The 25,833-nt window shown below is 66.1% G+C and carries 25 protein-coding genes; 13 read left to right on the forward strand and 12 right to left on the reverse strand.

Annotated elements, in window-relative coordinates; all coding sequences use genetic code 11:
- Positions 1-14: 14 nt before the first annotated feature.
- Positions 15-848 carry an S-formylglutathione hydrolase gene (gene fghA, locus J2X50_RS10350; RefSeq protein WP_429094527.1) on the reverse strand — a complete coding sequence of 278 codons (834 nt, stop codon included), beginning with the start codon at positions 846-848 and terminating at the stop codon, positions 15-17.
- 193 nt (positions 849-1,041) lie between these two features.
- On the opposite strand from fghA, the gene J2X50_RS10355 reads away from it, so the two are divergent.
- From J2X50_RS10355 to J2X50_RS10380, 6 genes are all read left to right on the forward strand, one after another.
- Entirely contained in the window at positions 1,042-1,515 is a 474-nt protein-coding gene (locus tag J2X50_RS10355) for a hypothetical protein (RefSeq protein WP_429094529.1), read from the forward strand.
- A 165-nt stretch (positions 1,516-1,680) separates the two neighbouring features.
- The gene (locus J2X50_RS10360) at positions 1,681-2,517 is read left to right on the forward strand and encodes a MurR/RpiR family transcriptional regulator (RefSeq protein ID WP_429094530.1); all 837 of its coding nucleotides are present in this window, start codon (positions 1,681-1,683) and stop codon (positions 2,515-2,517) included.
- 19 nt (positions 2,518-2,536) lie between these two features.
- Positions 2,537-3,658 (forward strand): ABC transporter substrate-binding protein, encoded by a 1,122-nt coding sequence (locus J2X50_RS10365; protein ID WP_429094532.1) that lies wholly within the window; start codon positions 2,537-2,539, stop codon positions 3,656-3,658.
- Between the two features lie 115 nt (positions 3,659-3,773).
- The gene (locus tag J2X50_RS10370) at positions 3,774-5,519 is read left to right on the forward strand and encodes an ABC transporter permease (RefSeq protein WP_429094534.1); all 1,746 of its coding nucleotides are present in this window, start codon (positions 3,774-3,776) and stop codon (positions 5,517-5,519) included.
- Positions 5,516-6,610, forward strand: a complete 1,095-nt coding sequence (locus J2X50_RS10375; RefSeq protein ID WP_429094536.1) for an ABC transporter ATP-binding protein — start codon at positions 5,516-5,518, stop codon at positions 6,608-6,610. The genes J2X50_RS10370 and J2X50_RS10375 overlap by 4 nt, the downstream gene beginning before the upstream one ends.
- Positions 6,610-7,215, forward strand: coding sequence for a histidine phosphatase family protein (locus J2X50_RS10380; protein WP_429094537.1), 606 nt, complete (start codon positions 6,610-6,612; stop codon positions 7,213-7,215). Before J2X50_RS10375 ends, J2X50_RS10380 begins: the two co-directional genes overlap by 1 nt.
- Before the next feature lie 343 nt (positions 7,216-7,558).
- Here J2X50_RS10380 and J2X50_RS10385 read toward each other — a convergent pair whose 3' ends face one another.
- Positions 7,559-7,954: a c-type cytochrome gene (locus tag J2X50_RS10385; protein ID WP_429094539.1), complete on the reverse strand. Its 396-nt coding sequence runs from the start codon at positions 7,952-7,954 to the stop codon at positions 7,559-7,561.
- 241 nt (positions 7,955-8,195) lie between these two features.
- On the opposite strand from J2X50_RS10385, the gene J2X50_RS10390 reads away from it, so the two are divergent.
- A complete protein-coding gene (locus J2X50_RS10390) occupies positions 8,196-9,038 on the forward strand; it encodes a DUF2189 domain-containing protein (protein WP_429094541.1) in 843 nt (280 codons plus the stop codon).
- 90 nt (positions 9,039-9,128) lie between these two features.
- Here J2X50_RS10390 and J2X50_RS10395 read toward each other — a convergent pair whose 3' ends face one another.
- The 7 genes from J2X50_RS10395 to J2X50_RS10425 all read right to left on the reverse strand — a co-directional run bounded on the left by J2X50_RS10395 (position 9,129) and on the right by J2X50_RS10425 (position 14,774).
- Positions 9,129-9,599 (reverse strand): aminoacyl-tRNA deacylase, encoded by a 471-nt coding sequence (locus J2X50_RS10395; protein WP_340037753.1) that lies wholly within the window; start codon positions 9,597-9,599, stop codon positions 9,129-9,131.
- Positions 9,600-9,809: 210 nt separating this feature from the next.
- The gene (locus tag J2X50_RS10400) at positions 9,810-10,193 is read right to left on the reverse strand and encodes a cytochrome C oxidase subunit IV family protein (protein WP_429094543.1); all 384 of its coding nucleotides are present in this window, start codon (positions 10,191-10,193) and stop codon (positions 9,810-9,812) included.
- A gap of 9 nt (positions 10,194-10,202) precedes the next feature.
- The gene (locus J2X50_RS10405; protein ID WP_429094544.1) at positions 10,203-10,925 is read right to left on the reverse strand and encodes a heme-copper oxidase subunit III family protein; all 723 of its coding nucleotides are present in this window, start codon (positions 10,923-10,925) and stop codon (positions 10,203-10,205) included.
- 11 nt (positions 10,926-10,936) lie between these two features.
- Positions 10,937-11,641, reverse strand: a complete 705-nt coding sequence (locus J2X50_RS10410; protein ID WP_429094546.1) for a cytochrome c oxidase subunit 3 — start codon at positions 11,639-11,641, stop codon at positions 10,937-10,939.
- Entirely contained in the window at positions 11,638-13,410 is a 1,773-nt protein-coding gene (locus tag J2X50_RS10415) for a cytochrome c oxidase subunit I (RefSeq protein WP_429094548.1), read from the reverse strand. Before J2X50_RS10415 ends, J2X50_RS10410 begins: the two co-directional genes overlap by 4 nt.
- Positions 13,411-13,484: 74 nt before the next feature.
- Positions 13,485-14,330 carry a cytochrome c oxidase subunit II gene (locus J2X50_RS10420; RefSeq protein ID WP_429094550.1) on the reverse strand — a complete coding sequence of 282 codons (846 nt, stop codon included), beginning with the start codon at positions 14,328-14,330 and terminating at the stop codon, positions 13,485-13,487.
- Positions 14,331-14,576: 246 nt separating this feature from the next.
- Positions 14,577-14,774 (reverse strand): heavy-metal-associated domain-containing protein, encoded by a 198-nt coding sequence (locus tag J2X50_RS10425; protein WP_347967836.1) that lies wholly within the window; start codon positions 14,772-14,774, stop codon positions 14,577-14,579.
- A gap of 268 nt (positions 14,775-15,042) precedes the next feature.
- Here J2X50_RS10425 and J2X50_RS10430 point away from each other — a divergent pair, with 268 nt between their 5' ends.
- The 3 genes from J2X50_RS10430 to J2X50_RS10440 all read left to right on the forward strand — a co-directional run bounded on the left by J2X50_RS10430 (position 15,043) and on the right by J2X50_RS10440 (position 18,947).
- On the forward strand, positions 15,043-17,592 hold the full coding sequence (locus J2X50_RS10430; RefSeq protein WP_429094552.1) for a heavy metal translocating P-type ATPase: 2,550 nt from the start codon (positions 15,043-15,045) through the stop codon (positions 17,590-17,592).
- A gap of 62 nt (positions 17,593-17,654) precedes the next feature.
- Entirely contained in the window at positions 17,655-17,924 is a 270-nt protein-coding gene (locus tag J2X50_RS10435; protein ID WP_429094554.1) for a glutaredoxin family protein, read from the forward strand.
- Positions 17,925-17,933: 9 nt separating this feature from the next.
- The gene (locus J2X50_RS10440) at positions 17,934-18,947 is read left to right on the forward strand and encodes a 2Fe-2S iron-sulfur cluster-binding protein (RefSeq protein WP_429094556.1); all 1,014 of its coding nucleotides are present in this window, start codon (positions 17,934-17,936) and stop codon (positions 18,945-18,947) included.
- 52 nt (positions 18,948-18,999) lie between these two features.
- Here the strand turns inward: J2X50_RS10440 and J2X50_RS10445 are convergent, their stop codons facing one another.
- Positions 19,000-19,428, reverse strand: coding sequence for a hypothetical protein (locus J2X50_RS10445; protein ID WP_429094558.1), 429 nt, complete (start codon positions 19,426-19,428; stop codon positions 19,000-19,002).
- 97 nt (positions 19,429-19,525) lie between these two features.
- Here J2X50_RS10445 and J2X50_RS10450 point away from each other — a divergent pair, with 97 nt between their 5' ends.
- The 3 genes from J2X50_RS10450 to J2X50_RS10460 all read left to right on the forward strand — a co-directional run bounded on the left by J2X50_RS10450 (position 19,526) and on the right by J2X50_RS10460 (position 22,019).
- A complete protein-coding gene (locus J2X50_RS10450; protein ID WP_429094560.1) occupies positions 19,526-21,043 on the forward strand; it encodes a multicopper oxidase family protein in 1,518 nt (505 codons plus the stop codon).
- A gap of 124 nt (positions 21,044-21,167) precedes the next feature.
- Positions 21,168-21,569, forward strand: a complete 402-nt coding sequence (cueR, locus tag J2X50_RS10455; protein WP_347967842.1) for a Cu(I)-responsive transcriptional regulator — start codon at positions 21,168-21,170, stop codon at positions 21,567-21,569.
- A gap of 12 nt (positions 21,570-21,581) precedes the next feature.
- Complete coding sequence (locus J2X50_RS10460) at positions 21,582-22,019, forward strand: YqaA family protein (RefSeq protein ID WP_429094562.1); 438 nt, start codon at positions 21,582-21,584, stop codon at positions 22,017-22,019.
- Positions 22,020-22,273: 254 nt separating this feature from the next.
- Here the strand turns inward: J2X50_RS10460 and J2X50_RS10465 are convergent, their stop codons facing one another.
- Both J2X50_RS10465 and J2X50_RS10470 read right to left on the reverse strand, forming a co-directional pair.
- Positions 22,274-23,350 (reverse strand): ABC transporter ATP-binding protein, encoded by a 1,077-nt coding sequence (locus J2X50_RS10465; protein WP_429094564.1) that lies wholly within the window; start codon positions 23,348-23,350, stop codon positions 22,274-22,276.
- 226 nt (positions 23,351-23,576) lie between these two features.
- Positions 23,577-25,832 carry an ABC transporter permease gene (locus J2X50_RS10470; RefSeq protein ID WP_429094566.1) on the reverse strand — a complete coding sequence of 752 codons (2,256 nt, stop codon included), beginning with the start codon at positions 25,830-25,832 and terminating at the stop codon, positions 23,577-23,579.
- Position 25,833 lies beyond the last annotated feature (1 nt).

The raw sequence follows: 25,833 nt of genomic DNA on the forward strand, positions 1-25,833 counted from the left end.
GCGCTCCAGATCCCTCACCCCAGCCGTCCGGCGTGCCACCTGAGGTGATCGTCCATGAAGGTCGAGATGAAGTTGTAGGAATGGTCGTAGCCGTCCTGCATGCGCAGGGTGAGCCCGATGCCGGCCTTGGTGCACGCCTCTTCCAGCAGCCACGGCCGCAGGCCTTCTTCGAGGAAGCCGTCGGATGTGCCCTGGTCGACCAGGAATTCGGGGAAGCGTTTGCCGTCCGCGATCAAGAGCGTCGTGTCATAGCCGCGCCAGGTTTTTTCGTCGCTGCCGAGATATTTCTCCAGCGCCGGCTTCGACCAGCCCGCCGTCGACGGCTGGGCGATGGGGGCGAAGGCCGAGCAGCTCTTGAACCGTTCCGGGTGCTTCAGCGCAATGGTCAGCGCGCCATGGCCGCCCATCGAATGGCCGAAGATCGCCTGGCGCGCCATGTCGGCCGGGAAGTTCCTGGCGATCAGCGCCGGCAGTTCCTCGGTGACATAGGAATACATGCGGTAGTTCGCGGCAAACGGCGCCTGCGTCGCGTCGACATAGAAGCCGGCACCCGAGCCGAACTGCCAGTTGTCCTTCTCGTCGGCAATGCTTTCGCCGCGCGGGCTGGTGTCGGGGCAGACCACCATCAGGCCGAGTTCGGCGGCCAGCCGCCGGTACTCGCCCTTGTCCATGACGTTGGCGTGGGTGCAGGTCAGGCCCGACAGATACCACAGCACCGGCACCGGACCGTCCTTGGCCTGCGGCGGCACGAACACCGCAAAGGTCATGTCGCAGGCACACGCCTCCGATGCATGCACATAGACACCCTGGACGCCGCCATGCGACTTCGACGTGGAAACGGTCTTCATCGGTTCTGCCTTCTGCCTTGCAAACGCCGTCCGGCATAGCGGTCCAGCCGCGCGCCGGCAACCTTGCGGCTCGGGAAAATGCCGCCGCACAAGCTTGCAACCAGCATGGCATCGGGCATCATCGCGCCGAATCGCCGGACGGCCACTTTCGCGGCTCCGCCGGCATTGCCGTTCCACCCCGAGGTGAGCCCGAATGATCGCAGCCGAAAATCCCTTTGCCGGAGACGCCGACCGCGCCGAGATCTGGGAAATGCTGGTGCGCCGTGACATCGCGGCCTTCGTCGGCCAGGACTGGGCGATGGTCGCGGGCGATTTCGACGAGAGCCGCTTCCTCGGCATACATGCCCACAACTCGGCCAATCCCGACGACTGGAACGCCGCCTTTCCTGCCCTTTCGGTCTATCGCGACGAATGGCTGCGCCAGGCGGCCGAGACGGCGGCGACCGAATATGCCGAGCCGCTGGCCGACGGCATCTTCCGCGCCACGCGCCTGACCGAGATCGACATCACCGGCGACGTCGCCGTTGCCCACAAGAAGTTCGACGGCACCATCCGCCGCGCCGACGGCAGCGACGACGTGCTCAACTGGCAGACGCTCTACTTCTGCCGCAAGGCGGGCGACCGCTGGAAGATCACCGGCTTCGTCGGCTACATGAAATACAGATAACCGGTCGGCCTCACGCTTCGGCCTCCAAAGGGCGCCCCACCGGGCGCCTTTTTCATTTTCCGCGGCCCTGCCTGTGCAAGGCAGAAAATTTGACCTTGCAACCTTCGCGCTTGACTGCAAGATGTCTTGCATCTTATGAGTCGCATGCAAAGTGGATGCAAGATCATGACATTGCTGGATCGCATCAAGAGCAATTCGAGCCGCCTCACCGAGGCCGACCAGCGGCTTGTCTCGGCCCTGCTCGAGAACGCCGCCGAGGCCGCCTTCCTGTCGAGCGCCCGGCTCGCCGAGCGCGCCAGCGTGCACGAGGCAGCAACCACCCGCCTTGCCCAGAAGCTCGGCTACAAGGGTTATCCCGAGCTGCGCGGCCAGTTGCAGCGCGAACTGGTCGCCAGCCAGGACGCCGCCGAGCGCATGCGCCGCTCCGTCGCCAAGGTCGAGCATGGCGACTTCCTGCTCGACCTCATCGGCAGCGAGATCGCGGCCCTCGAAAACCTCCGACTGTCGGTCAACCAGGAGGCCATCGACCGCGCCGCCGACATGATCGTCGATGCCAGGCGCATCTTCCTGTTCGGCCAGGGCCACGCCCAGTCGATCACCCAGTTCCTGCGCCGCCGCCTCGACCGCTTCGGCATGACCACCATCGTGCTGGAAGGACGCGGGCGTGACATCGCCGAGCGTGTCGTCGGCATGCAGAAGGACGATCTCGTGCTGGCGCTCGCCTTCCGCAAGCAGCCGACGAGTTATGCCCCACTGGTCGAGCACTGCCACGCCCAGGGCGCCAGGGCCGTGCTCGTCACCGACCTCGCCGGATCGATGATGCAACCCGAGGCCGACCTCGTGCTCGCCGCCCCGCGCGGCCGCTCCGGCAGCGAATTCCAGACGCCGACGGTGCCCTTCGCCATCGTCAACGCGATCCTGCTCACCATTGCCGGCAGGCACCAGAGCCGCGTCATGGGCGCGCTCGAACGCCTGTCCGGCCTGTTCGAAGAATTCGATTGAGAAAACCTGGGAGGGAAAGATGCTCAAGTCGATGAAATGGGCGCTCGTCGCCGCGGTGGCGGCGTTGCCGCTTGCCGCAAATGCCGCAGAACTCGACAAGATGACGGCGGCCGAGCTGCTGCCGCTGGCGCAGAAGGAAGGCAAGGTCACCGTCTTCTCGCTGTCGAGCCGCATCGCCAAAGTCGAGAAGGCCTTCGAGGAAGCCTATCCCGGCATCGACCTCGTCGGCATCGACATGAGCTCGGTCAAGCAGATCGCCCGCGTCGTCGCCGAGCAGGACGCCGGCGTCAACGCGGTCGACGTGCTCTACATCGCCGACACGCCCGTCGTGTACGAGGACCTGGTCAAGACCAAGCGTGTCGCAGCCTACATCCCGCCGCGTGTGTCGGGCGAACTTTCCGACGAGCACAAGGCGCCGCTTTTGACCCAGCGCCTGTCGACCAAGGTGCTGATGTACAACGAGGCCGCCAACCCGAACGGCTCTCCGGTCAAGAACCTCTGGCAGCTGACCACGCCCGAATGGAAGGGCCGCGTGCTGATGGTCGACCCGATGCAGCGCGGCGAACTGCTCGACCTGCTGGTCGAGTTCTCGCTCCGCCCCGACGAGATGGCCAAGGCCTACGAGGCCCAGTTCGGCAAGCCCATCACGATCGACAGCGACCTGCAGGGCGCCGGCGAGCAGTTCATCCGCGACCTGTTCGACAACGACCTGGTGCTGGTGCCCAACAGTGACGCCATCAACAAGGCGATCGGCGACAAGACCGCCAAGAACCCGCCGGTCGGCTTCGCCACCTATTCCGACCGCCGCGACAACGAGAAGGAAGGCTGGGCCCTGCAGGTCGCCAACGATGTGGAACCGACCAACGGCATCCTCTTCCCCGCCGTCCTGGCATTGGTCGACAAGGCGCCGAGCCCCGCTGCCGCGCGCCTGTTGATCGACTTCATGATGGGCGACGACTCAGCCACCGGCGGGCCGGCCTTCGAACCCTTCAACGTCGCCGGCGACTATGCCGTCCGCCCGACCGTCAAGGACAATGCCGACTCCGTTCCGCTCAAGGACCTGAAGGCCTGGCGCATCGACCCGGTGAAGACCGCCGCCGCCCGCAAGCGTATCGCCGACCTGGTGCTGACGCTGCAGTGACCGCGGCCGGGCCGGCGCCTTGGGGGAGGCGCCGGTCCGTTCGGCCAGCATGCCGCCAAGCCGCGCGGCAAACGCCGGACCGCTTTGCCCCTCGCATCCGCCAAGAAAGTTTGTCATGTCCGCCGTCACAACGTCCATGTTGTCCCGGAGAGGCTTCCTGCGCTCCGAAACGCTCGTCCCGATCGTCCTCATCCTGATCGTTTCCGTCCTGGTCGTGGCCCCACTGGTCAAGATCATCCTGTCGACGCTCACCGTCGACGGCCGCGAGGCCTGGCAGGCGGTGCTTGCCTCCAAGATGTCCGAGAACCTGTGGTGGCGCCCGCTGTGGAACACCATCCTGCTCGGCATCGGCGTGGCCGCCGGCTGCATCCTGATGGGCGGCTTCCTCGCCTGGCTGGTGGTGCTGACCGACGTGCCGGCGCCCAAGGCGCTCGGCCTGCTTGCCACCCTGCCCTTCATGATCCCGAGCTTTGCCGCGGCCCTTGCCTGGGGCGCCTTGTTCCGCAACAGCCGCCTCGGCGGCTCCGTCGGCTTCTTCGAGGCCAATGGCTGGCTCGTGCCCGACTGGCTGGCCTGGGGGCTGGTGCCGACGCTGATCGTGCTCATCGCCCACTATTATTCGCTCGCCTTCACCGTCATCTCCGCCGCCCTCAGCTCCGTCGGCGCCGATCTCGTCGAGGCGGCACAGGTCGCCGGCGCCAGGCGCTCGCGCATCTTCTTCGGCATCATCCTGCCGGTCGTCACCCCGGCCCTGATCGCCGCCGCCTCGCTGACCTTCGCCGGCGCCGTCTCCAACTTCGCAGCCCCCGCCCTGCTCGGCCTGCCGGTGCGCATGCAGACGCTGTCGACCCGCCTGTTCGGCATGATCGAGACCGGCCAGACCGAACGCGGCTTCGTCATCGCGCTGCTGCTGATCGCCGTCTCCGCCTCCTTCCTGTGGATGGGCGAGCGGCTGGTCGCCGGCCGCAAGAACTACGTCACCGTCACCGGCAAGGGCGGCCGCACCAAGCGCTTCCCGCTCGGCAAGTGGCGCTGGCCGTTGTTCGCGGTCGCAGTCACGCTCTGCGCGCTCACCACCTTCGTGCCGGCCATCGTGCTGACAGCCTCGAGCTTCGCCCTGCAGAACGGCTCGCTGTTCTCCAACTGGACGCTGCATTTCTGGATCGGCGAAGGCGGCACCGACATGGCCCAGGGCCAGGCCGGCATCTTCCGCAATCCGGTGCTGATCGAGGCCCTGTGGACGACGCTGAAGCTCGCCGTCACCGTGGCGCTCACCACCATGGCGCTCGGCCTGGCGCTTGCGCACACGATCGCCCGCAACAAGGGCAGCGTGCTCGCCACCGTGCTCGGCCAGGTGTCGTTCACCCCGATCCTGATCCCGAGCATCGCCTTCGCCGCGGCCTACATCGCGCTGTTCGGCGCGCCCATCGGCCCGCTGCCGTCGCTCTACGGCACTTTCCTTTTGCTGGTGATCGCGGCCTCCGCCCACCTGCTGCCCTACGCGGTGCAGTCGGGCCGCTCGGTGCTCGGCCAGATCTCGGCCGACATCGAAGAGAGCGCGCGGCTCACCGGCGCCGGCTTCTTCCGCCGCATGGGCGCCATCATCATGCCGCTCGCCATTCGCGGCCTGCTCGCCGGCGGGCTGCTGGTCTTCGTCAAGATCGTCCGCGACCTGTCGCTGGTGGTGCTGCTGTTCACCTCGACCTCGCCCGTGCTCAGCATGCTCGCCTACCGCTATGCGGCCGAAGGCTTCATGCAGTTCGCCAACGCCATCACCATGGTCATCCTCGTCCTCTGCGTCGTCGCCACGCTCCTGGCGCACCGCCTGCAGAACCGTGTCCAGAAGTGGAAATCCGCATGAGCACCGTAAACGGCAATCCCGCCGCCATCGCGATCCGCAATGTCAGCAAGCGTTTCGGCAGCTTCACCGCTGTCGACAATGTCGACATCTCGGTACCGCAGGGCGCCTTCCTCGTGCTGGTCGGCCCCTCCGGCTGCGGCAAGTCCACGCTGCTGCGCATGCTTGCGGGCCTCGAAACGCCGAGCGAAGGCGAACTCGCCTTCATGGGCCGCACCGTGTCCGACGGCACCCGCGGGCTGGTCGCAGATGCCGGCGCCCGCGATGCCGGCCTCGTCTTCCAGAGCTACGCGCTTTGGCCGCATATGACGGTCGCCGGCAACATCGAATGGCCGCTCAAGGTGGCCAAGTGGAGCAAGGCCGACCGTGCAGCCCGCGTCGACGAGGTGCTCGGCCTGCTCGGCATCTCGGCGCTGAAGGAGCGCTATCCGGCGGAGATCTCGGGCGGCCAGCAGCAGCGCGTCGCGATTGCCCGCACCATCGGCCCGAAGCCCAGCATCCTGTTGTTCGATGAGCCACTGTCCAACCTCGACGCCAAGCTCAGGATCGAGATGCGCAGCGAGCTGATGCGCATCCACCGGGCGACGGGTGCGACCTCGGTCTATGTCACCCACGACCAGGTCGAGGCCATGACCATGGCGAGCCATGTTGCCGTTCTCAACAACGGCCGCGTCGAGCAGTTCGGCGCTCCGATCGACCTGCTCGAGAACCCGCGCACGACATTCGTCGCCACCTTCCTCGGCACCCCGCCAGCCAATCTGATCGAGGTTTCGAACAACGGCGGCGGGCTCGTCTATGAAGGGCTTCGGCTCACTGATGCAGCACATGCACAGGCCCGGAGCCAGGTGCAGCTCCTCTACCGCGCTCACGACATCGCCGTCGGCGAGATACCGGGCCGCCCCGCCATCGCCGCACGCTTCGAGGAAGCGGCGCCCATCGCCGGGCGCACCATGGTGACCGCCTTCTCCGGCAGCCGCCGCCTGACGGCGATGGCCGAAGGCTATTTCAGCGCCGAAAGCGGCGCTCCAATCCGCCTCAGCTTCCTCGGTGAGCCGAGCGCGGTCTTTGCAATGAACGGTGAAAGGATCGACTGATGAGACTGATCATGGTGCGCCACGGCGAGACCACCTGGAACGCCGAGCACCGGCTGCAGGGCCACGACAATGCGCCCCTGTCGGAGCGCGGCATCAGGCAGGTCCGGAGCTTCGCCGCCTTCGCCAGGGCCATGGCCCCCGACCACGTCGTCGTTTCCGACCTCGGCCGCACCCGCCAGACCGCACAGCTGCTTGGCTATGGCGACGCGCCGCTCGATCCGCGCCTGCGCGAAATCGACATGGGCAGCTGGACCGGCCGCGTCAAGCACGAACTCGAGGCCGAGCGTCCGGACGAATATCTCGCCTGGCGCGGCGGCATCTTCACCCCCGAGAAGGGCGAACCCTGGGCGGATTTCTGCGCCCGCATCGTCGAGGGCCTGCGCGACTGCCTGAGGAAATGCAGCGGCGACACGCTCGCCATCGTCCATGGCGGGGTCATCCGCGCGGCCTGCCACGCCTTTCTCGGCCTGGCGCCGTCGCGCGTGGTGCCGGTGACCCCTGGTACAGCGACGATCCTGAGCTTCGACGCGGCCGACGCGCCGGCTGCCAGGCTGGAGGCCTACAACATCGCTGCCGTGACGCCGGATTTCGACGCGCCCGATTGAGAAGGGCAGCAGAAAAGGAAATGACGCGGCTTCCAAGGATTCCCCATGTTGGCCGCAGTTTCCCCTCAGTGAGGCAAAAATAGTTAGCTGAATTAAAACTGTCGTCGGTATTTGAAACTGCGATCAGTATTCTCAGCGTTGCCCCTGACAATATTTCCATCCGGCTTCGCAAAGCTGAACCTGGATGCGAGGCAACGCCAAAATACCAACCACATCATTTTCAATCGCCGCGCATCCCCCGTTTGAGGTAGAAGCAGCTATAACCGCGACAAAAAGAATACTCGGGCCGCCGCACCTGGCGGCGGCCGCAAGAAGGCCTGGCCGACGAAGTCTCCCCTCGTCGCTACTTCGACGATTCCTCGATATAGGCGATCACGTTCTGGATATCGGCGTCTTCCTTCAGGCCGGGGAAGGCCATCTTGTTGCCCGGAACCTTTTCCTTGGGTGCCTTGAGATAGGCCGTGATGTTGGCTTCATCCCAGACCAGGCCACCCGCGCCCGCCTGCTTCATGGCGTCCGAATACTTGGCCTCGAAGCTCGGCAGGCTGCCCGCCTTGCGCCCGATGACGCCGTTCAGCGAAGGCCCCACCCTGTTCTTGTCGACGGCCAGGTCGTGGCAGGCCTGGCACTTGGCGAAGACTTTCTTGCCCGCCGCGGCGTCGCCGGCGGCGTGGACAGGACTGGTGGCTAGTACCGAAGCTGCAACAAGGGCGGGTGCGCCCCATGCGGTCAATCTCATGGCTATCTCCCTGGTCAGGTCGACGCTACGCGTCGACGCGCCGGATACTACCCCCGCTCAGGGAAACGCACCATGCGCCAACACGTTGCACCCTGCCGGCCACCGCTTCGCGGGGGCGACAACGGCAAAGAGGATTGCTATGATCCGCCTCGGTGCAGGTCGCGGTTTCGCGTGACCAGTCACGCTGGACGGCAGCACCGCGAGCCGCGACCTAACCGGACCCGATCTCGGAGGAATGGTGATGGCAAATTTCCATGTCTACGCAGCAGGAACCGGCAGCGACATCGCGCATCCCGTCATACGTCGGATACGGACAGCGGATGTGTTCGACGCGCTTCGCCTGGGATTCGAGGATTTCTGGGAGAAGCCCTCGCACTACGTCTTTCTGTGCCTGATCTATCCGATCGTTGGCGTGTTCCTGATCACGTGGACCTCCGGCGGCAACGCGTTGCAGCTCGTCTATCCGCTGCTGACCGGTTTCGCACTGCTCGGGCCGTTCGCGGCACTTGGCCTCTACGAGATCAGCCGCAGGCGCGAGCTCAAGCTCGACACGTCCTGGAAGCATGCATTGGAGGTGCGGAATTCGCCCGCCATGCCGGCGATCGCCGTCCTCGGCGTGATGCTGGTGGCGCTGTTCGTCACCTGGTTGCTCACCGCGCACGCCCTCTATGCCTGGCTCTATGGCGACGACGCGCCGGCATCCTTCTCCGGCTTCGTCAACGACGTGCTCACCACTCAGCGCGGCTGGACCCTGATCGTGCTCGGCAACGCGATCGGCTTCGTGTTCGCCCTGGTAACCTTGAGCACGACCGTCATCGCCTTCCCGCTGCTGCTCGATCGCGATGTTGGCGCCTACGCGGCCGTCGAGACCTCGGCGCGCGCCATCATCGCCAATCCGGTGCCGATGCTGCTCTGGGGACTGGTCGTGGCCCTGACCCTGCTGGCCGGTTCGCTGCCGCTGCTGGTCGGCCTGGCGCTCGTCCTGCCCGTGCTCGGCCATGCGACCTGGCATCTCTATCGCAAGGTCGTGGAGCCGGCCCCTGCCCCGGCCGCGCCCAAGTCACGCAAGCAGCGCAGCATGTAGTCCAGCGTTCCGGCGGCGCCGGGCCGGCGCCGCCTCCCCTTTCGGATCACCACGCGTTCGCCCCTCTCGGGGCGGGCAGCCTTGGCCGGTTCATGCCGGATGGCTGAACCGCGCGACGCGCGCGCCCTGCATCAGGTCGCGGAAGTCGCCGCCGGTGACATGCACCAGCGTCTTGTGGTCGCCGCCTTCGAAATAGACGTCTCCCTCCCCGCCGAGGCTCTCGTCGAGGATGACGGGCACGTCATAGGCAGCGCCGATCGGTGGCACGGCGCCGATGTCGCAATCGTTGAACAGCTGGCCGACCTCGTCTTCCGAGGCGAGGCCGAGCCGCTTGTCGATCACGTCCTGCAGCGTGTTCAGCTCGACCCGGTGGCTGCTCGGCACGACCGCCAGCGCATAGCCCATCTCGTGGTGGAGGAGCACCGATTTGGCGAGCCTTCGACCCGGAATATGCGCCGCCTGCGCCGACTGGCTGCTGGTCGAGGTGCGGTGATGGGCAACGGTATCGTAGTGGATGCCCTTGCCGTCTATGTAGTCTTGAAGTTTCCTTGCGATCGTCATCGTAGGCGTCCTTCTGTTGGAGGGTGCTGACGCGTAGGAGAACGAGAGAAACCATTCTCCTCCCATCGCTTTCCCTGTCAACGAGGAAGCGGCCGCGATGCCTGGGCGGTCGGCATCATGGCACCAGACGGAATCGTCTGGCTGCGCACGAACGCGGCTGAGAATGACAGCCAGGGCGGCGGAACTACATTGATCGGGATGCCCGCCGTTCTAGCGGCCCGCGCCGAAGGACAAGACCCGGGTGACCTCGGTGTAGTCGGACTCGATCACCATGATCGCCACGAACACCAGGATCACCAGCGGCGGCACGATGATGGCGTAGACGAGCGCCAGCCTCTCCCAGGCCATATGCATGAAGACGGCCACGATCAGCCCCGCCTTGAGCATCATGAAGGTGAGGATCAGTCCCCACCGCAAGAGGCCCTGCACGCCGAAATAGTCGACGGCATAGGAGCAGGCACTGAGGATGAACAGCCAGCCCCACACCACCAGATAGAGCTTGATAGGGTGCTGCTGGCCCACCTCGTGGGCGACGGCGCGTGCGTGGCCGCCATGGCCGTGCAGGCCCTGATCCCCGACTTCTGTCTGTGCCATGGCTTGACCTCACCAGAGATAGAAGAACGCGAAGATGAACACCCACACCAGGTCGACGAAGTGCCAGTAGAGCCCCATGATCTCGACGCTCTCGTACTGGCCGCGACGGCTGGTGAAGAAGCCGGGCGCGCCGGTGTCGTAGTCGCCCCGCCACACCTTGCGGGCGACGATGAGCAGGAAGATCACGCCGATCGTCACGTGGGTGCCGTGGAAGCCGGTGATCATGAAGAACGAGGAGCCGAACTGCGCAGCACCCCAGGGGTTCTCCCACGGGCGGACGCCCTCGGTGATGAGCTTGGTCCACTCGAAGGCCTGCATGCCGACGAAGGTGGCGCCGAGGGCGGCGGTCAGGAGCATCAGCACCGCGGTCTTCTTGCGGTCGCGCCGGTAGCCGCAGTTGACGGCCATCGCCATGGTGCCGCTCGACGAGATCAGCACGAAGGTCATGATCGCGATCAGGATGAGCGGAACCTCGGAGCCGCCGATGTTCAGCGCAAACACTTCGCTCGGGTTCGGCCACGATATCGTGGTCGACATGCGCGCGGTCATGTAGGCGAGCAGGAAGCAGCCGAACACGAAGGTGTCGCTGAGCAGGAAGATCCACATCATGGCCTTCCCCCAGGATACGTTCTTGAACGCCCGCTGGTCCGAGGCCCAGTCGGCGGCGACACCGCTCAGGCCGGCAGGACGTTGCGCTTTGTGATCGGCGTGTCCCAGAATGGTGTCGGCCATCCGCTTCCTCCCTAGCTCAGCAGTCTGCGGCAGATGTCGATGAACTCGGCGGCCCAGCCCATCAGCACCGAAAACAGCACGAACCAGACGACGAGCAGCACGTGCCAGTACATCGCGCAGAGTTCGGCCGACAGCGTGAGCCCCTCGGCGCGGACCGCCCGCCAGGCCCGGAGGTTGGTCCGTCCCAGCGCCACCAGGCCGCCGACGATGTGCAGCCCGTGCATGGCGGTCAAAAGATAGAAGAAGCTCACCGCCGGATTGTCGGTGGCGTAGTAGCCCTGGCCGGCGAGATCCCGCCAGGCCAGGAGCTGCCCGCCGAGGAAGGCAAGCGACGCGAGCCCGCCGGCGAGCAGGGAGAGCCGAAGATTGGCCAGCTGCCCTTTATGGGCGGCATACACGCCGCACTGCAGTGCCGCACTTGCCAGGACAAGCATGCCGGTATTGAGCCAGAGAAGCCTGGGCACCGGCGCCGGCTGCCAGTCGGCATAGGCCATGCGCATGAAATAGGCGCTGATGAACAGCGCAAACAGTGCGCCGACGACGACCAGGAACACGCCGAGCCCGATCTTGGCCGGATGCGTGAGCGGCGCTTCCGTCTCGGGATGCGCCGTTACCGGGCCGACTTCCAGCCACGGCTTGGACATCAGCCGCTGCCGCGCCAGCCACCAGCCGGCAACTGCCGTGATCGCGAGCATGAAGACGACGACGACGCTCATGCCCTGTCGCCCTGCGTCATCGGACCGGGATCGTTCTGGGGGGTGAAGTCCTCCGGTGCACCCGGCACGCTGTAGTCATAGGCCCAGCGGTAGACGACCGGAAGCTCCTTGCCGAAGTTGCCGTGCGGCGGCGGCGTGCCCGCGGTCTGCCATTCGAGCGTCGTCGCCCGCCACGGATTGTCGCCCGCCTGCCTGCCGTTGCGCAGGCTCCAGAACAGGTTGAACAGGAACACCAGTTGCGCGAAGCCGACCGTAAGCGCTGCGATCGTGATGAACTCGTTCAGCGTCTGCACCGAGGCCGGCACGAAGGCGGTGTCGCCGAGTTCCGGATAGCGCCGCGGCACGCCCACCAGCCCGATATAGTGCATCGGGAAGAAGATCAGGTAGGCGCCGACGAAGGTGACCCAGAAGTGGAAGCGGCCCATTCCCTCGTTGAGCATCCGGCCGGTGATCTTGGGGTACCAGTGGTAGATCGCGCCGAACACCACGAGGATCGGGGCGACGCCCATGACCATGTGGAAATGCGCGACCACGAACATGGTGTCGGAAAGAGGCACGTCGACGACCACGTTGCCGAGGAACAGTCCGGTCAGCCCGCCATTGACGAAGGTGACGATGAAGGCGAGCGCGAACAGCATCGGGATGGTCAGGTGGATGTCGCCGCGCCACAGCGTCAGGATCCAGTTGTAGACCTTGAGCGCGGTCGGCACCGCGATGATCAGCGTCGTGGTGGCGAAGAAGAAGCCGAAATACGGGTGCATGCCCGAAACATACATGTGGTGCGCCCACACCACGAAGGAGAGCGCGCCGATGCCGACGATCGCCCACACCATCATGCGGTAGCCGAAGATGTTCTTGCGCGCATGCGTGCTGATGAGGTCGGAGACGATGCCGAAGGCCGGCAGCGCCACGATGTACACCTCCGGGTGGCCGAAGAACCAGAACAGGTGCTGGAACAGGATCGGGCTGCCGCCGCTGGTGGTCGACTGCTGCCCCATCTCGACGATCGCCGGCATGAAGAAGCTCGTGCCGACGATGCGGTCGAAGAGCATCATGACGCAGGCGACGAAGAGCGCGGGAAAGGCGAGCAGCGCCATCACGGTTGCCGTGAAGATGCCCCAGACCGTCAGCGGCAGGCGCATCAGGGTCATGCCGCGGGTGCGCCCCTGCAGCACGGTCACCACATAGTTGAGCCCGCCCATCGTGAAGCCGATGATGAACAGGATGAGCGACACCAGCATCAGTATGATGCCCCAGTCCTGCCCGCCCGGGGTGCCCGAGGTGATCGCCTGCGGCGGATAGAGCGTCCAGCCCGCGCCCGTCGGCCCGCCCGGCGCGAAGAAGCTGCCCACCAGCACCAGAACGGCGAACAGGTAGATCCAGTAGCTCAGCATGTTGACATAGGGAAACACCATGTCGCGCGCGCCGACCATCAGCGGGATCAGGTAGTTGCCGAAGCCGCCGAGGAACACCGCGGTGAGCAGGTAGATGACCATGATCATGCCGTGGATGGTCATGAACTGGTAGTAGGCCTCCGGCGTGATGAAGGCGAAGGCTTCGGGGAAGGCGAGCTTGAGCCGCATCAGCCACGAAAGCACCAGGGCGACGAAGCCGATGGCCAGCGCCGTGCCGGCATACTGGATGGCGATGACCTTGGCATCCTGCGAGAAGACGTATTTCGTCCACCAGCTGTGGGGATGATAAAGCTCGACCTCCGCCACTTCCGCGGGCGGGATCAGGTCTGCTCCATGAGGCGTGACATCGACCATCCGAACACCTCTTGCCGCCTGTCGTGCTCTTCGCGGCGGCGCCGGCCCGGGGCCGGCAGCGCCGAATGCGTCTCCTATTCAGCCTTCGCCGCGGTCCCGACCGGTTCGGCGAGCGCGCCCACCTTTGCGGGCGCGGACAACTGGGCGAAGGTCGACTGCTGCTGCAGCCAGGTCGTGTAGTCCTGCTCGGTATCGACGAGCAGCGTGCCGCGCATGAAGGCATGGCCCACGCCGCAGAGTTCCGCGCACAGCACCTCGAATGTCCCGGTCCGCGTCGGCGTGAACCAGAAATAGGTGACCATGCCCGGCACCATGTCCATCTTGGCGCGGAACTCCGGCACGTAGAAATCGTGCAGCACGTCGATCGAACGCAGCAGCACCTTGACCGGCTTGTCCACCGGCAGGTGCAGGTCCGCCGCCTCCACGACCACGTCGTCCTGGCCGTTCGGATCTTCGGGGTTCACGCCCAGCGGGTTATCCGGGCTGACCAGGCGGGCATTCGACGTGCCCAGCTTGCCGTCGGCGCCCGGCAGGCGGTAGCTCCACTGCCATTGCTGGGCGACGACCTCGACCTCGGTCGCATCCTTGGGAACGCTGATGAACTTGCTCCAGACGAAAAGCCCCGGCGCCAGCATGGCGGCGACACCGACGGCGGTGATCGCGGTGAGCCAGGATTCGAGCTTGCGGCTCTCGGGCTCGTAGTGCGCCTTCGCCCCTTCCTTGTGGCGGAAGCGATAGACGCAATAGGCCATGAACAGCACCACGGCGGTAAAGACCGCGCCGGTGATCCAGAACGTGATGACGAGGGTGCTGTCGATGTAGCCCCAGTTGGAGGCTATCGGCGTCCACCACCAGGGGCTCAGCACGTGGAACAGCACCGAGCCGATGACTATGAGAACGAGCACGAGCGCAATGGCCATCCTCAGTTCCTCCGGGCACCTCCCAGGGACTCTTTCCCTTCAGGAAGGCCACGCGCCATCATAGCTTGATTTGCAAACGAAATACTAGGGGAACGCGCGCCATCGCCCCGCGTCACATTCGCGGGGGTCCCGCGCCGCCGGAAACTCTTCCTCGTGCGCGCAAATCTTCTTGGAAAGACCAGCAAACACAAAGGGCGGCGCGCCGTCTGCCGGTCCGCGCCGCCCTTCGTCGTGTAGCCGTGGCGCTCAGGCCGACTGCGCGGGGTAACCGGCGAGGTCGAGTACCTGGGCGATCTTCGTCGCCTCGGCCGAGGTGGCGATGGAGACGGTCTGCGACTTGAGATCGATCTCGACGCGCGCGCCGGCGTCGACACTCTGCACAGCCTTGGTCACCACGCTGGCGCAATGGCCGCAGGTCATGTCCGGAACGCTCAACTTCAGCATGTCTTTATCCTTGTTTCTGGCCGGCACTGGCGCCGTGTCCGGTAAGTGGTGATTCCAGCAACTGGAAGGTCAAAGGTCACCTTGGTAACGAATTTGTGATCGGTCGTCTGGACGTGAACTTTTCGCCATCCTGATCGGAACAGCCCGATTAACATTCGTTTTTCAAACTCTTACCCTATTTTCAGGAGGCCAGAAAAATCCTGTTGACCTTCCCAACACTGGAACCACTAGACCTCGATGCGAAAGTGACGAAATGAGGTCCCGCACCATGAACGCACCCCTGAACCCACCAAATCTGTCCGCAGGCGCCACCCGTCAGAGCTTCCCCATCGAAGGCATGACCTGCGCTTCCTGCGTGCGCCGCGTCGAGTTGGCCATCGCCAAGGTCCCGGGCGTGACGTCTGCTGCCGTCAACCTGGCGACTGAAAGCGCCGACGTCACCTTCGACCGCGGCGTCGAGTCGGGGGCCGTCATCTCCGCCATCCAGAACGCCGGCTACGCAGTGCCGGTCGAAAAGTCGGAAGTCGAGATCGAGGGCATGACCTGCGCCTCCTGCGTCCGCCGCGTCGAGCTGGCGATCGCGGCCGTGCCGGGCGTGCTCAAGGCGTCGGTCAACCTGGCCACCGAACGCGCCACCATCGAATCCTTTGCCGGCAGCGCGCCGCGCACGGCAATCGACGCGGCCATCCGCAAGGCGGGCTACGAGCCGCGCCGCGGCCAGGCCGCAAACGCCGCCGCCGCCAGCGACAGCCGCGAGGAGGCCCGCAACCGCGAGCTTTCCCACCTCAAGCGCGACCTGGCGATCGCCGCCATCCTGACGCTGCCGATCTTCGTGCTGGAAATGGGCTCGCACCTGTTTCCGCCGATGCACCACTGGCTGCTGATGACCATCGGCCAGAAGGAACTCTACCTCGGCTACTTCCTGCTTGCCACCATCGTGCAGTTCGGTCCCGGCATGCGCTTCTACAAGAAGGGCGTTCCCGCGCTGCTGCGCATGGGCCCCGACATGAACTCGCTGGTCGTCCTCGGCTCGACCGCGGCCTGGGCCTATTCGGTGGTCGCCACCTTCACGCCCGGCCTGCTGCCGGAAGGCACGGCCAACGTCTATTATGAGGCATCGTCGGTAATCATCACCCTGATCATTCTCGGCCGCTTCCTCGAGGCGAAGGCCAAGGGCCGCACCAGCGAGGCGATCAAGCGGCTGATGGGCCTGCAGGCCAAGTCGGCGCGCGTCGAGCGCAACGGCGAGTTCGTCGACGTGCCGCTCGAGGAAGTCGCCGCCGGCGATATCGTCCAGGTGCGTCCGGGCGACAAGGTCCCGGTCGACGGCATCGTCGTGTCGGGCTCGTCCTTCGTCGACGAATCCATGATCTCCGGCGAGCCGATCCCGGTGAGCAAGGGCGAGGGTGCGGAAGTCGTGGGCGGCACGATCAACAAGACCGGCAGCTTCACCTACCGCGCCACCAAGGTCGGCGCCGACACGCTGCTGGCCCAGATCATCCGCATGGTCGAGACCGCGCAGGGCTCGAAGCTGCCGATCCAGGCCCTGGTCGACAAGGTCACGTCCTGGTTCGTGCCGGCGGTGATGGTCGCCGCGGCGCTCACCTTCGCCGTCTGGCTGTTCTTCGGCCCCGAGCCTGCCGTTACCTTCGCGCTCGTCAACGCGGTCGCCGTGCTGATCATCGCCTGCCCGTGCGCCATGGGCCTGGCCACGCCGACCTCGATCATGGTCGGCACCGGCCGCGCCGCCGAGCTCGGCGTCCTGTTCCGCAACGGCGAGGCGCTCCAGTCGCTGAAGACGACCCAGGTCGTTGCGCTCGACAAGACCGGCACGCTGACCGCCGGCAAGCCGGTCATGACCGACCTCGAGGTGGCGAAGGGCTTCGACCGCGCCAAGGTCCTGTCGCTGGTGGCAAGCGTCGAGGCGCAGTCCGAGCACCCGGTGGCTGCCGCCATCGTCGCCGCCGCCAAGGAAGAAGGCCTCGCCGCGGCCGCAGTGGGCGAGTTCGAGGCCGTGCCCGGCTTCGGCGTCAGCGCCACCGTCGGCAAGCACCGCATCGCCGTCGGCGCCGACCGCTACATGACCAAGCTCGGCATCGGCGTGCAGGAATTCGCCGAGACCGCCATCAGCATGGGCCACAAGGCCAAGACCCCGCTCTACGCGGCCATCGACGGCAAGCTCGCTGCGGTGATCGCCGTGTCCGACCCGATCAAGGCAACGACGCCCCAGGCGATCCGCGCCCTGCACGACATGGGTCTGAAGGTCGCGATGATCACCGGCGACAACCGTCGCACGGCCGAAGCCATCGCCGCCCAGCTCGGCATCGACGAGGTGGTGGCCGAGGTCCTGCCCGACGGCAAGGTCGACGCCGTCAAGCGGCTGCGCGCCGGTGGCCGCGAGGTGACTTTCGTCGGCGACGGCATCAACGACGCGCCGGCGCTCGCCGAGGCCGATGTCGGCGTGGCGATCGGCACCGGCACCGACGTGGCGATCGAAAGCGCCGACGTGGTGCTGATGTCGGGCGACCTGCTCGGCGTGACCAATGCGATCGCCCTGTCCAAGGCCACGATCGCCAACATCAGGCAGAACCTGTTCTGGGCCTTCGCCTACAACGTCAGCCTGATCCCGGTCGCCGCCGGCGTGCTCTACCCGGTCAGCGGCACGCTGCTGTCGCCGATGCTGGCGGCCGGTGCCATGGCGCTGTCGAGCGTGTTCGTGCTGGGCAACGCCATGCGGCTGAAGCGCTTCCAGGCGCCGGTCCGGGCCACGACCGGCTCCCCCATCGGCGTCAGCCCAGCCCTGGCGAGCAGCCACTGACGCCTCTCCGGCCCGCCGCCCAGGCGGGCCGGCCCCCTCCCAGGATTTCCGAGGCCACGCACATGTCGAACCAAACCGCCCCCCGGATCGAGATCTATACGACGCCGACCTGCCCCGACTGCCTCGCGCTCAAGCGCTGGCTGGCCACGCAGAACCTCGCCTATGTCGAACACGACCTGCGCGAGCCGGCCATCGCCGAGGAGGCCAAGCGCCGCACCGGCGTCCGCGTCGCCCCGATCACCATCATCGACAACATCCATGTCTTTTACGGCACCTTCGCCGACCAGCTCCGCGGGATCGAAGCGGCGCTCGGCGAGAGCCACGCAGCCTGAGCATTTTTCATGACCTATCTTACCCTTCCGCAGGTCGGCCGCCGCGTCCCGGTCGCCGAGGCCCAGAGCATCCTCCTTGCCGCCCTCGAGGCCGGCGTGGACTATCCGCATGGCTGCCGCTCGGGCCGCTGCGGTTCGTGCAAGTCGCGGCTGGTGAGCGGCGATGTCGAACTCGGCAAGCACTCGCCCTTCGCACTCACCGAGGAGGAGCGTGCCGAAGGGCTGATCCTCGCCTGCCGCTCGGTGCCGACCGGCGACGTTGCGGTCGAGTGGCTTGACGATACCTATGTCGCGAAACCGTCCATCGCCCAGGACGCAGAGGTCGCGGCCGTCGAAACCATGACCCACGACATCCTCGCCCTGCGCCTGCGGCTCGCCAACCGTTCCGCCTTCCGTTTCGCAGCGGGCCAATACCTGACGCTCACCGTTCCAGGCGCGCCGCCTCGGCATTATTCGATGGCCAATCGCCCCGAGGAGGAACTGATCGAGCTGCATGTGCGCGCCGTGCCCGGCGGGCAGACGAGCACCCGGATCCATGCCGAGCTGAAGGCCGGTGACCTAGTCCGCATCGAGGGGCCGACGGGTGCAGCCTATCTGCGCGAGGCGCATTCCGGTCCGATCGTCGCCATTGCCGGCGGCAGCGGCCTCGCACCGGTGAAGTCGATCGTCGAGACGGCGCTCTACGGCGGCACCGAAGTGCCGATCCATCTCTATTTCGGCGTGCGCGCCATGCGCGACCTCTATCTCGTCGACCATTTCCGCAAACTGGCGGACGAGTTCCCCAACCTGACCTTCGTGCCGGTTCCGGCACAGGACGGCGCGCCGGACATGCGCCAGGGATTCGTGACGGATGCGCTTGCCGCCGACCACGCCTCGCTCACAGGGGCCAAGGCCTATGTCGCCGGTCCGCCCGCCATGGTCGACGCGGCCTGGGCCGTACTGGCCGAGCGCGGCGTTCATGCAGCCGACATTCACGCCGATGTGTTCTTTACGCCGCAGGCGGAAAGCGACAAAGAGGCTTGACCACGGCCCCGATGAAAGCGTCATAATACGACATGCACATGAAGCATCGGCATCACACCCAACGACGCACTGGCGCCGCGCAGCCGTCTGGCGCGCCGTCGGCCGTTGCGGAGATGCTTGGGTGACGGCAGCCCCTTTCCACATGCTGGCACGGTCCGCGTTGCGCCTGTTCGTTCCGGCGCTGCTGCTCTTGATGCTCGCCTTCGGGCAGGCGGCTTTCGCGCACCCGACCGGCAACCAGCACCAGGCGCATGCCGCCCAGACGGCAGCCCACCACGCCGTTCCCAACACGCTCTGCTGCGATGGTGCCGCCGGCGAACTCGCCAAGCAGACCGACGCCAAGGGTTGCGTCACCCAGTGCGCGATCAGTTGCAGCTATTGCGCGCCCGTGCCGATGCCCGCGGCCTTCCCGCAAACCGCACAGAAGAACTTCATGCCGCTCTCCGCCGAGCCGATGCACGGCGCGACGTCGGCGCCGCATCCACGCCCCCCTCCTACTCCTGAACTGACAGACGCCATCGGGGCGTCCGATCCGGCCGGTCAGGCCGGAACACTTTCAGTTTTGGAGACTATTGGAAATGAAAACGCTTTCACGCCGTCGCTTCCTGACGGCATCGGCCGCCACGCTTTCGGTCGCCGCGGTTCCCTCGCTGCTCCTTCCGGCACGTCCGGCCCGGGCCGAAGGCCACAGGGTCATCACCGCCGGCAAGCGGGTCATCGAGGTCAAGGGGCGTGCGGCCAACGTATTCGGCCTGACGCAGAATGACGGCACGCAGGGGCTCGCCATGAATGCCGGCGAGCGCTTCCGCGTGCGCCTCGAAAACCGCATCGGCGAACCGACCGTGATCCACTGGCACGGGCTCACCCCGCCCTGGAAGCAGGACGGTGTTTCAGGCATCTCGCAGGAGCCGATCGCCGACGGCGCCGGCTTCGACTACGACTTCCCCGTCGCCACGCCCGGCACCTTCTGGATGCACTCGCATTTTGGCCTGCAGGAGCAGCACATGCTCGCCGCGCCGCTGATCGTCCGCGATCCGGCCGAGGCCGGTGCCGACATGCAGGAGGTCGTCGTGCTGTTCCACGATTTCACCTTCCGCGACCCCAACGAGATCCTCGCCGAGCTCAAGGCCGGCGCTCATGACATGTCCGGCATGGACATGTCCGGTTCGGGCGGCAATTCCATGGCCGGTATGGACATGGGTGGCGGCTCCATGGGCGGCATGAGTGGCATGAGCGGCATGGACATGGGGGGCATGCAGATGGGTGGCATGCAGATGGGCGGCGCCGCCCACCTGCAGGACGTCCAGTACGATGCCCTGCTCGCCAACGACCGCACCCTCGACGACCCCGAGGTCTTCGCGGTGGAGCCGGGCGGACGGGTGAGGCTGCGGCTCATCAACGGTGCCGCCAGCACCAACATGTGGATCGACCTCGGCAAGCTGGCCGGCCGCCTGATCGCCGTCGACGGCATGCCGGTCGAGCCGATCGAGGGTACACGCTTCGAGTTCGCTGTCGCCCAGCGTCTCGACGTCGTCGTCGAGCTGCCCAAGGAAGCCTCGGCCTGGCCGGTCTTCGCCGTCCAGGAAGGCGGCCGCATGCGCACCGGCGTCGTCCTCGCCGCCAAGGGCGCGACCGTGGCCAAGCTGGCCGACATGGCCGAAGCCGACTTCCCGGCCGTGGCCGGCGACCTCGAATCGCGCCTGCGGGCGGTGAAGCCGCTCGCCGAACGGGCTGCCACCCGCCAGCAGACCATGATGATGACCGAGGCGCCGGGCTATGTCTGGATGCTCGACGGGGCCGTCCACGGCAAGGACAAGCCCATCCCGCTCAAGAGCGGCGACCGGTTCGAACTGACCTTCATGAACCACACCACCATGTCGCATCCGATGCATCTGCACGGACACAGCTTCCAGGTGGTCGCCGTCAACGGCAAGCGCATCGCCGGCGCGATGCGCGACACCGTGCTGGTGCCGTCCAACATGGGGATGGTGACCATCGCCTTCGATGCCGACAATGCCGGCAACTGGGCGCTGCACTGCCACCATCTCTACCACATGGCGGCAGGCATGATGACTTCGTTGGCCTACGAAGCCTGATGAGCATCGGCGGGCCGGCAGCCAGGCCGGCCGGCCCGCCATATTCACAATTTCGAATATGCCCTTGAGCTTCCAGTAACTGGAAGCATTATATCAACGGAAAAGTTCGCTCGAGGAGTGACCTATGAACATTGGTGCCGCATCAGAAAAATCCGGCCTGCCGGCCAAGACCATCCGCTACTACGAAGACATCGGGCTCTTGCGCCCGGACCGCGCCGGCAACGGCTACCGCGACTATTCCATGTCGGACGTGCATCGCCTGCGCTTCCTGCAGCGCTCGCGCAGCCTCGGCTTTTCGGTCGAGGAATGCCGCCAGCTCCTGTCGCTCTATGGCGACAAGCAGCGCGAAAGCGCCGACGTCAAGGCCATCGCGGAAATCAAGCTGGTCGAGATCGACCGCAAGCTCTCCGAACTGACCGAGCTGCGCGACACGCTGCGCCATCTCGTCCACAACTGCCATGGCGACAACCGCCCCGACTGCCCGATCATCGACGGCCTTTCGGGCCGGGCCCAGGCCACCCAGTAGTCCGTCCGGCACATGACCAGTCTCGCCGCCTATGGCGGCCTCTTCGTCGCGGCCTTCCTGGCCGCGACGCTGCTTCCCGCACAGTCCGAAGCGCTGCTGGCCGGGCTCATCATCAAGGACCAGTTCTCGCTCGGCCTTTTGATCGCCGTCGCCACCTTCGGCAACGTGCTCGGCTCCTGGATCAACTGGCTGCTCGGCCGGCAGGTCGAGCGCTTCAAGGACAGGCGTTGGTTCCCCGCCGGCCCGGCGGCGCTGGAGCGCGCCGAGCGCTGGTACGGGCGCTATGGCCGCTGGTCGCTGCTGCTCGCCTGGGTTCCGATCATCGGCGACCCCCTGACGCTGGTCGCCGGCATGCTGAAGGAGCCGCTGTGGAGCTTCCTGGCACTCGTGGGCACATCCAAGCTCACACGCTACCTCGCCGTCGCCGCGGCAGCACAGAGCTTTATCTGACCCTTTCGTTTGGACCGGCTTGCCACCGGCAGAAACGGCTTGGTCACGGCATGGATCCTCGGGTCTGCGCAGTCGCTTCGCTCCTGCTCCGCCCGTGGATGACGAATTCCTGCTGACGTCGCCGCCAAACTTCGACGGTTGCGACTAGCGGCAAACATTCGTGCTTCGTCATCCTCGGGCTTGACCCGAGGATCCATGCCGTGACCAAACCGCCGCCGCGAGGGTCCAGAAAAGACCGACGTGTGTGGAAAGTCCTACCCCCTTATCAGCACCGGTCCGCGATCGGCGAATCCGACGCCGACCTCCTGCCCCGGGCGGAAAGGCGCATCGACGTCGGGAGAAACCGCAAAGACCTCGCCGAAGTCGGTGCCGACCATGAATTCCAGGTCGGAGCCGACATAGGTCACCTTGTCGAGCCGCCCCGGCAACGTGCGCGGGCTCCCCGCGGGATGGATCTCGATGCGGTTCGGCCGCACCGCGAGCCTGGCCGGCCCGGGCGCCATGCCGCGCGCCTCGAGCCTGGTTTCCAGCCCGCCGATCAGCACCTGCGCCACGCCGTCGGCCACCGACGCGATCTCGCAGTCGAAGATGTTGGCCTCGCCGATGAAGTCCGCGACGAAGGCGTCCGCCGGCGCGTCGTAGAGTTCGCGCGGCGTGCCATCCTGGGCGATCACCGCATTGTTCATGACGATGATGCGGTCGGAGACGGCAAGCGCCTCTTCCTGATCGTGGGTGACGTAGACCACCGTCAGCCCGAGCTTGGTCTGGATGTCGCGGATCTCCTCGCGCACCCGGCGCCGGAGCTTGGCGTCGAGATTGGACAGCGGCTCGTCGAACAACAGCACCTGCGGCTCCAGCACCAGCGCGCGCGCCACCGCCACGCGCTGCTGCTGGCCGCCGGAAAGCTCGCTCGGCAGCCGGCTGCCGTAGACGCCGAGGCCGACCAGCTCCAATCCGGCCCGCGCGCGGTCGCCGATCTCCTTCTTGGCGAAGCCGGAGAACTTGAGCCCGTACTCGACGTTCTCGTTGACCGTCATGTGCGGGAACAGCGCGTAGGACTGGAACACCATCGACACGTCGCGGTCCGTCGCCGGCAGATGCGTGACGTCTGCCCCGCCGATCAGGATTTTTCCGCGCGTCGCCATCTCCAGCCCGGCGATCATCCTGAGCGTCGTCGTCTTGCCGCAGCCCGACGGCCCGAGCAGCGTCACCAGCTTGCCCGCCTCGACCGACAGCGACACGTCGTTGACCGCCGGCACGGTGCTCTTGCCATAGAATTTGCTGACGCCCCGGAACTCCACCGAAGCGGCGTTGCTCTTGATCTCGGGCATCAGCGCCTCCTCGATTTCTGTCTGCGTCCGGCAGTACCCCCACCCCTGACCCCTCCCCACAAGGGGGAGGGGAACTTCCGACACGCGGCCCCGAGGCTTGCGCCTTGCCAGCAGGCAAGACCGACCACTGGTGTCGAGACGAGGACATAGGATTCCCCCTCCCCCTTGTGGGGAGGGGATAGGGGTGGGGGTATCAAGCCCCCGAGCGGCAACCGGAGGGCGCCCATCAGCTGCCCCCCGAAAATGCCGGCTGGCTCACATTGGTGCGCGACTGCGCCAGCTCCTGCCCGCGGCGGCCGATGTTGCGCCGGCCGACGATGAGCTGCATCAGCCCGACCACGGCCAGCATGACGCCGATCAGCACCGCCGAGTAGGCAATGGCGACACCGTATTCGTTGTTCTCGACGCGGCCGACGATATAGCTCGTGGACATGTCATAGCGGGCGCTGACCAGGAAGATGATAGCGCTGATCGCCGTCATGGCACGCACGAAGGAATAGACGAGTGCGGCGACGATCGCCGGCCTGAGCAGCGGCAGCACCACCTTGCGGAAGGTCTGCCAGGAATTGGCGCCCAAGGTCAGCGACGACTCGTCGAGGCTCTTGTCGATCTGCGACATCGACGCCACGCCGGCGCGCACCCCAACCGGCATGTTGCGGAAGATGAAGGACAGCACCAGGATGATGCCGGTGCCCGTCAGCTCGATCGGCGGCACGTTGAAGGCGATCACGTAGCTCACGCCGATGACGGTGCCGGGGATGGCAAACGACAGCATGGTGCCGAACTCGAAGGCGTTCTTGCCGGCAAAGCTCTGCCGCACCAGGAGATAGGCGGTGAGCAGCCCGATTGCCGCCGTCAGCGGCGACGAGACCAGCGCGATCTGCAGCGTCGTCCAGAACGAGCTCCAGGCCGACCCCTTCCAGTGGATGCCGAACTCGTTCCAGCCGACGGCGAAGGCCTTGACGTAGTGGTCGAAGGTCAGGCTGTGGTCGACGCCCCAGAGCTTGACGAAGCTGCCGTAGAAGATGGTGGCGTAGACGACGATGGTGAACGCGACCCAGAGGCCGGCGACGCCGTAGACGGCGCGCTTGAGGCCGAGCGGCAGCTGCGGATGCACGCCCGCGTCGCCCTTGCCCGACATGGTCGTGTAGGACTTCCGGCCGAGCCAGAAGCGCTGGAGATAGAAGGCAAGGAGCGTGAAGGCGAGCAGCACCAGCGCCAGGATCGCCGCCTGCGCTTCGTCGTTCTGGGCGCCGACGATGGCAAAGAATATCTCCGTCGACAGCACGTCGAAATTGCCGCCCAGCACCAGCGGGTTGCCGAAGTCGGCCATGCTCTCGATGAAGCCGAGCAGGAAGGCGTTGGCGAGGCCGGGCCGCATCAGCGGCAAGGACACGGTCCAGAAGGTCTGCCAGCGGTTGGCGCGCAGGGTCTGCGCCGCCTCCTCCATCGACGGGCTGACGCCCTCGACCACGCCGATCAGCACCAGGAACGCGATGGGCGTGAAGGCGAGCAACTGGGCGATGAGCAGGCCGGGCAGGCCATAGACCCAGCGTGTCGGCTGCACGCCGAACAGCTCCGAAAACATCTGCGTCGCCGCGCCCGACAGGCCGAACAAAAGGATGATGGCAAGCCCGATGACGAAGGGCGGCGTGATGATCGGCAGCACCGTCAGCGCCCTGAGCAGCTTGCCATGGCGGAAGCCGGTGCGGGTCATCACCAGGGCGAAGACCAGCCCCAGCACGGTCGTCAGCACGCCGACGAGCACCGCAAGGAAAAGCGAGTTCCAGGCGACGCCGCAGCGGCTGCCGCCGGCGAGGCAATCGAGCCCCCACAGCCTGGCGCTGAACAGCTTGCCGAGGAAGGTCGTGAACGAATAGGTGCCGTCGGCCGTCAGCAGCGCATTGGCCAGCATCTGAAGGATCGGCATGAAGATGAACAGCGACACCGACGCCACCACGAAGGCGATGGTCGAGACCACGAAGACGTCGCCGCCGACCGCCCCGCGCGCCGCAAGCCCCAGCGAAAACAGGAACAGGAAGGCGAGGCCGACCAGCAGAGCGCCGTAGCCCATGCCGAACTGGCGGTCGCCCAGCTCGCCGAACGTTGCCTCGAGCCAGCCGAACTGCCAGCCGCGCAGGCCGATGGCGAAGCCCTGGAACAGGAGCCAGGCGAAACCCGCGGCACCGATGCCGACCAGCAGCCTGCCGAACAGCGGGTCGGATTTTTGCCGCCCCCACAAAAGCAGCGGTGCTGCGAGCAGGATGCCGAGTGGCGCCAGCCAGAGCTTCTCGCCCTTCAGGTTGAGGATCAGCGCGGGCGCGAACGCGCTGTCGAGCGGATAGCCCTCGAACAGCCAGGAAAAGCCGAAGAACCCGTCTTCGACGCCATACCAGGGGAGCACGGCGAGGCCGAGCCATCCGACCGCCATCCAAAGGATAACGGTCGGATGCAGGCCGCCGCTGAAATCGCGGGAGCGCATC

The sequence above is a fragment of the Aminobacter sp. BE322 genome (assembly GCF_050433525.1).
Classification (GTDB): Bacteria; Pseudomonadota; Alphaproteobacteria; order Rhizobiales; family Rhizobiaceae; genus Aminobacter.

What these genes read in the sequence shown, in the direction of transcription:
- fghA (WP_429094527.1), bottom strand. Translation starts at nt 848, where the DNA reads ATGAAGACCGTTTCCACGTCGAAGTCGCATGGCGGCGTCCAGGGTGTC.
- J2X50_RS10355 (WP_429094529.1), top strand. Translation starts at nt 1,042, where the DNA reads ATGATCGCAGCCGAAAATCCCTTTGCCGGAGACGCCGACCGCGCCGAG.
- J2X50_RS10360 (WP_429094530.1), top strand. Translation starts at nt 1,681, where the DNA reads ATGACATTGCTGGATCGCATCAAGAGCAATTCGAGCCGCCTCACCGAG.
- J2X50_RS10365 (WP_429094532.1), top strand. Translation starts at nt 2,537, where the DNA reads ATGCTCAAGTCGATGAAATGGGCGCTCGTCGCCGCGGTGGCGGCGTTG.
- J2X50_RS10370 (WP_429094534.1), top strand. Translation starts at nt 3,774, where the DNA reads ATGTCCGCCGTCACAACGTCCATGTTGTCCCGGAGAGGCTTCCTGCGC.
- J2X50_RS10375 (WP_429094536.1), top strand. Translation starts at nt 5,516, where the DNA reads ATGAGCACCGTAAACGGCAATCCCGCCGCCATCGCGATCCGCAATGTC.
- J2X50_RS10380 (WP_429094537.1), top strand. Translation starts at nt 6,610, where the DNA reads ATGAGACTGATCATGGTGCGCCACGGCGAGACCACCTGGAACGCCGAG.
- J2X50_RS10385 (WP_429094539.1), bottom strand. Translation starts at nt 7,954, where the DNA reads ATGAGATTGACCGCATGGGGCGCACCCGCCCTTGTTGCAGCTTCGGTA.
- J2X50_RS10390 (WP_429094541.1), top strand. Translation starts at nt 8,196, where the DNA reads ATGGCAAATTTCCATGTCTACGCAGCAGGAACCGGCAGCGACATCGCG.
- J2X50_RS10395 (WP_340037753.1), bottom strand. Translation starts at nt 9,599, where the DNA reads ATGACGATCGCAAGGAAACTTCAAGACTACATAGACGGCAAGGGCATC.
- J2X50_RS10400 (WP_429094543.1), bottom strand. Translation starts at nt 10,193, where the DNA reads ATGGCACAGACAGAAGTCGGGGATCAGGGCCTGCACGGCCATGGCGGC.
- J2X50_RS10405 (WP_429094544.1), bottom strand. Translation starts at nt 10,925, where the DNA reads ATGGCCGACACCATTCTGGGACACGCCGATCACAAAGCGCAACGTCCT.
- J2X50_RS10410 (WP_429094546.1), bottom strand. Translation starts at nt 11,641, where the DNA reads ATGAGCGTCGTCGTCGTCTTCATGCTCGCGATCACGGCAGTTGCCGGC.
- J2X50_RS10415 (WP_429094548.1), bottom strand. Translation starts at nt 13,410, where the DNA reads ATGGTCGATGTCACGCCTCATGGAGCAGACCTGATCCCGCCCGCGGAA.
- J2X50_RS10420 (WP_429094550.1), bottom strand. Translation starts at nt 14,330, where the DNA reads ATGGCCATTGCGCTCGTGCTCGTTCTCATAGTCATCGGCTCGGTGCTG.
- J2X50_RS10425 (WP_347967836.1), bottom strand. Translation starts at nt 14,774, where the DNA reads ATGCTGAAGTTGAGCGTTCCGGACATGACCTGCGGCCATTGCGCCAGC.
- J2X50_RS10430 (WP_429094552.1), top strand. Translation starts at nt 15,043, where the DNA reads ATGAACGCACCCCTGAACCCACCAAATCTGTCCGCAGGCGCCACCCGT.
- J2X50_RS10435 (WP_429094554.1), top strand. Translation starts at nt 17,655, where the DNA reads ATGTCGAACCAAACCGCCCCCCGGATCGAGATCTATACGACGCCGACC.
- J2X50_RS10440 (WP_429094556.1), top strand. Translation starts at nt 17,934, where the DNA reads ATGACCTATCTTACCCTTCCGCAGGTCGGCCGCCGCGTCCCGGTCGCC.
- J2X50_RS10445 (WP_429094558.1), bottom strand. Translation starts at nt 19,428, where the DNA reads ATGCGGCGCCGACGTCGCGCCGTGCATCGGCTCGGCGGAGAGCGGCAT.
- J2X50_RS10450 (WP_429094560.1), top strand. Translation starts at nt 19,526, where the DNA reads ATGAAAACGCTTTCACGCCGTCGCTTCCTGACGGCATCGGCCGCCACG.
- cueR (WP_347967842.1), top strand. Translation starts at nt 21,168, where the DNA reads ATGAACATTGGTGCCGCATCAGAAAAATCCGGCCTGCCGGCCAAGACC.
- J2X50_RS10460 (WP_429094562.1), top strand. Translation starts at nt 21,582, where the DNA reads ATGACCAGTCTCGCCGCCTATGGCGGCCTCTTCGTCGCGGCCTTCCTG.
- J2X50_RS10465 (WP_429094564.1), bottom strand. Translation starts at nt 23,350, where the DNA reads ATGCCCGAGATCAAGAGCAACGCCGCTTCGGTGGAGTTCCGGGGCGTC.
- J2X50_RS10470 (WP_429094566.1), bottom strand. Translation starts at nt 25,832, where the DNA reads ATGCGCTCCCGCGATTTCAGCGGCGGCCTGCATCCGACCGTTATCCTT.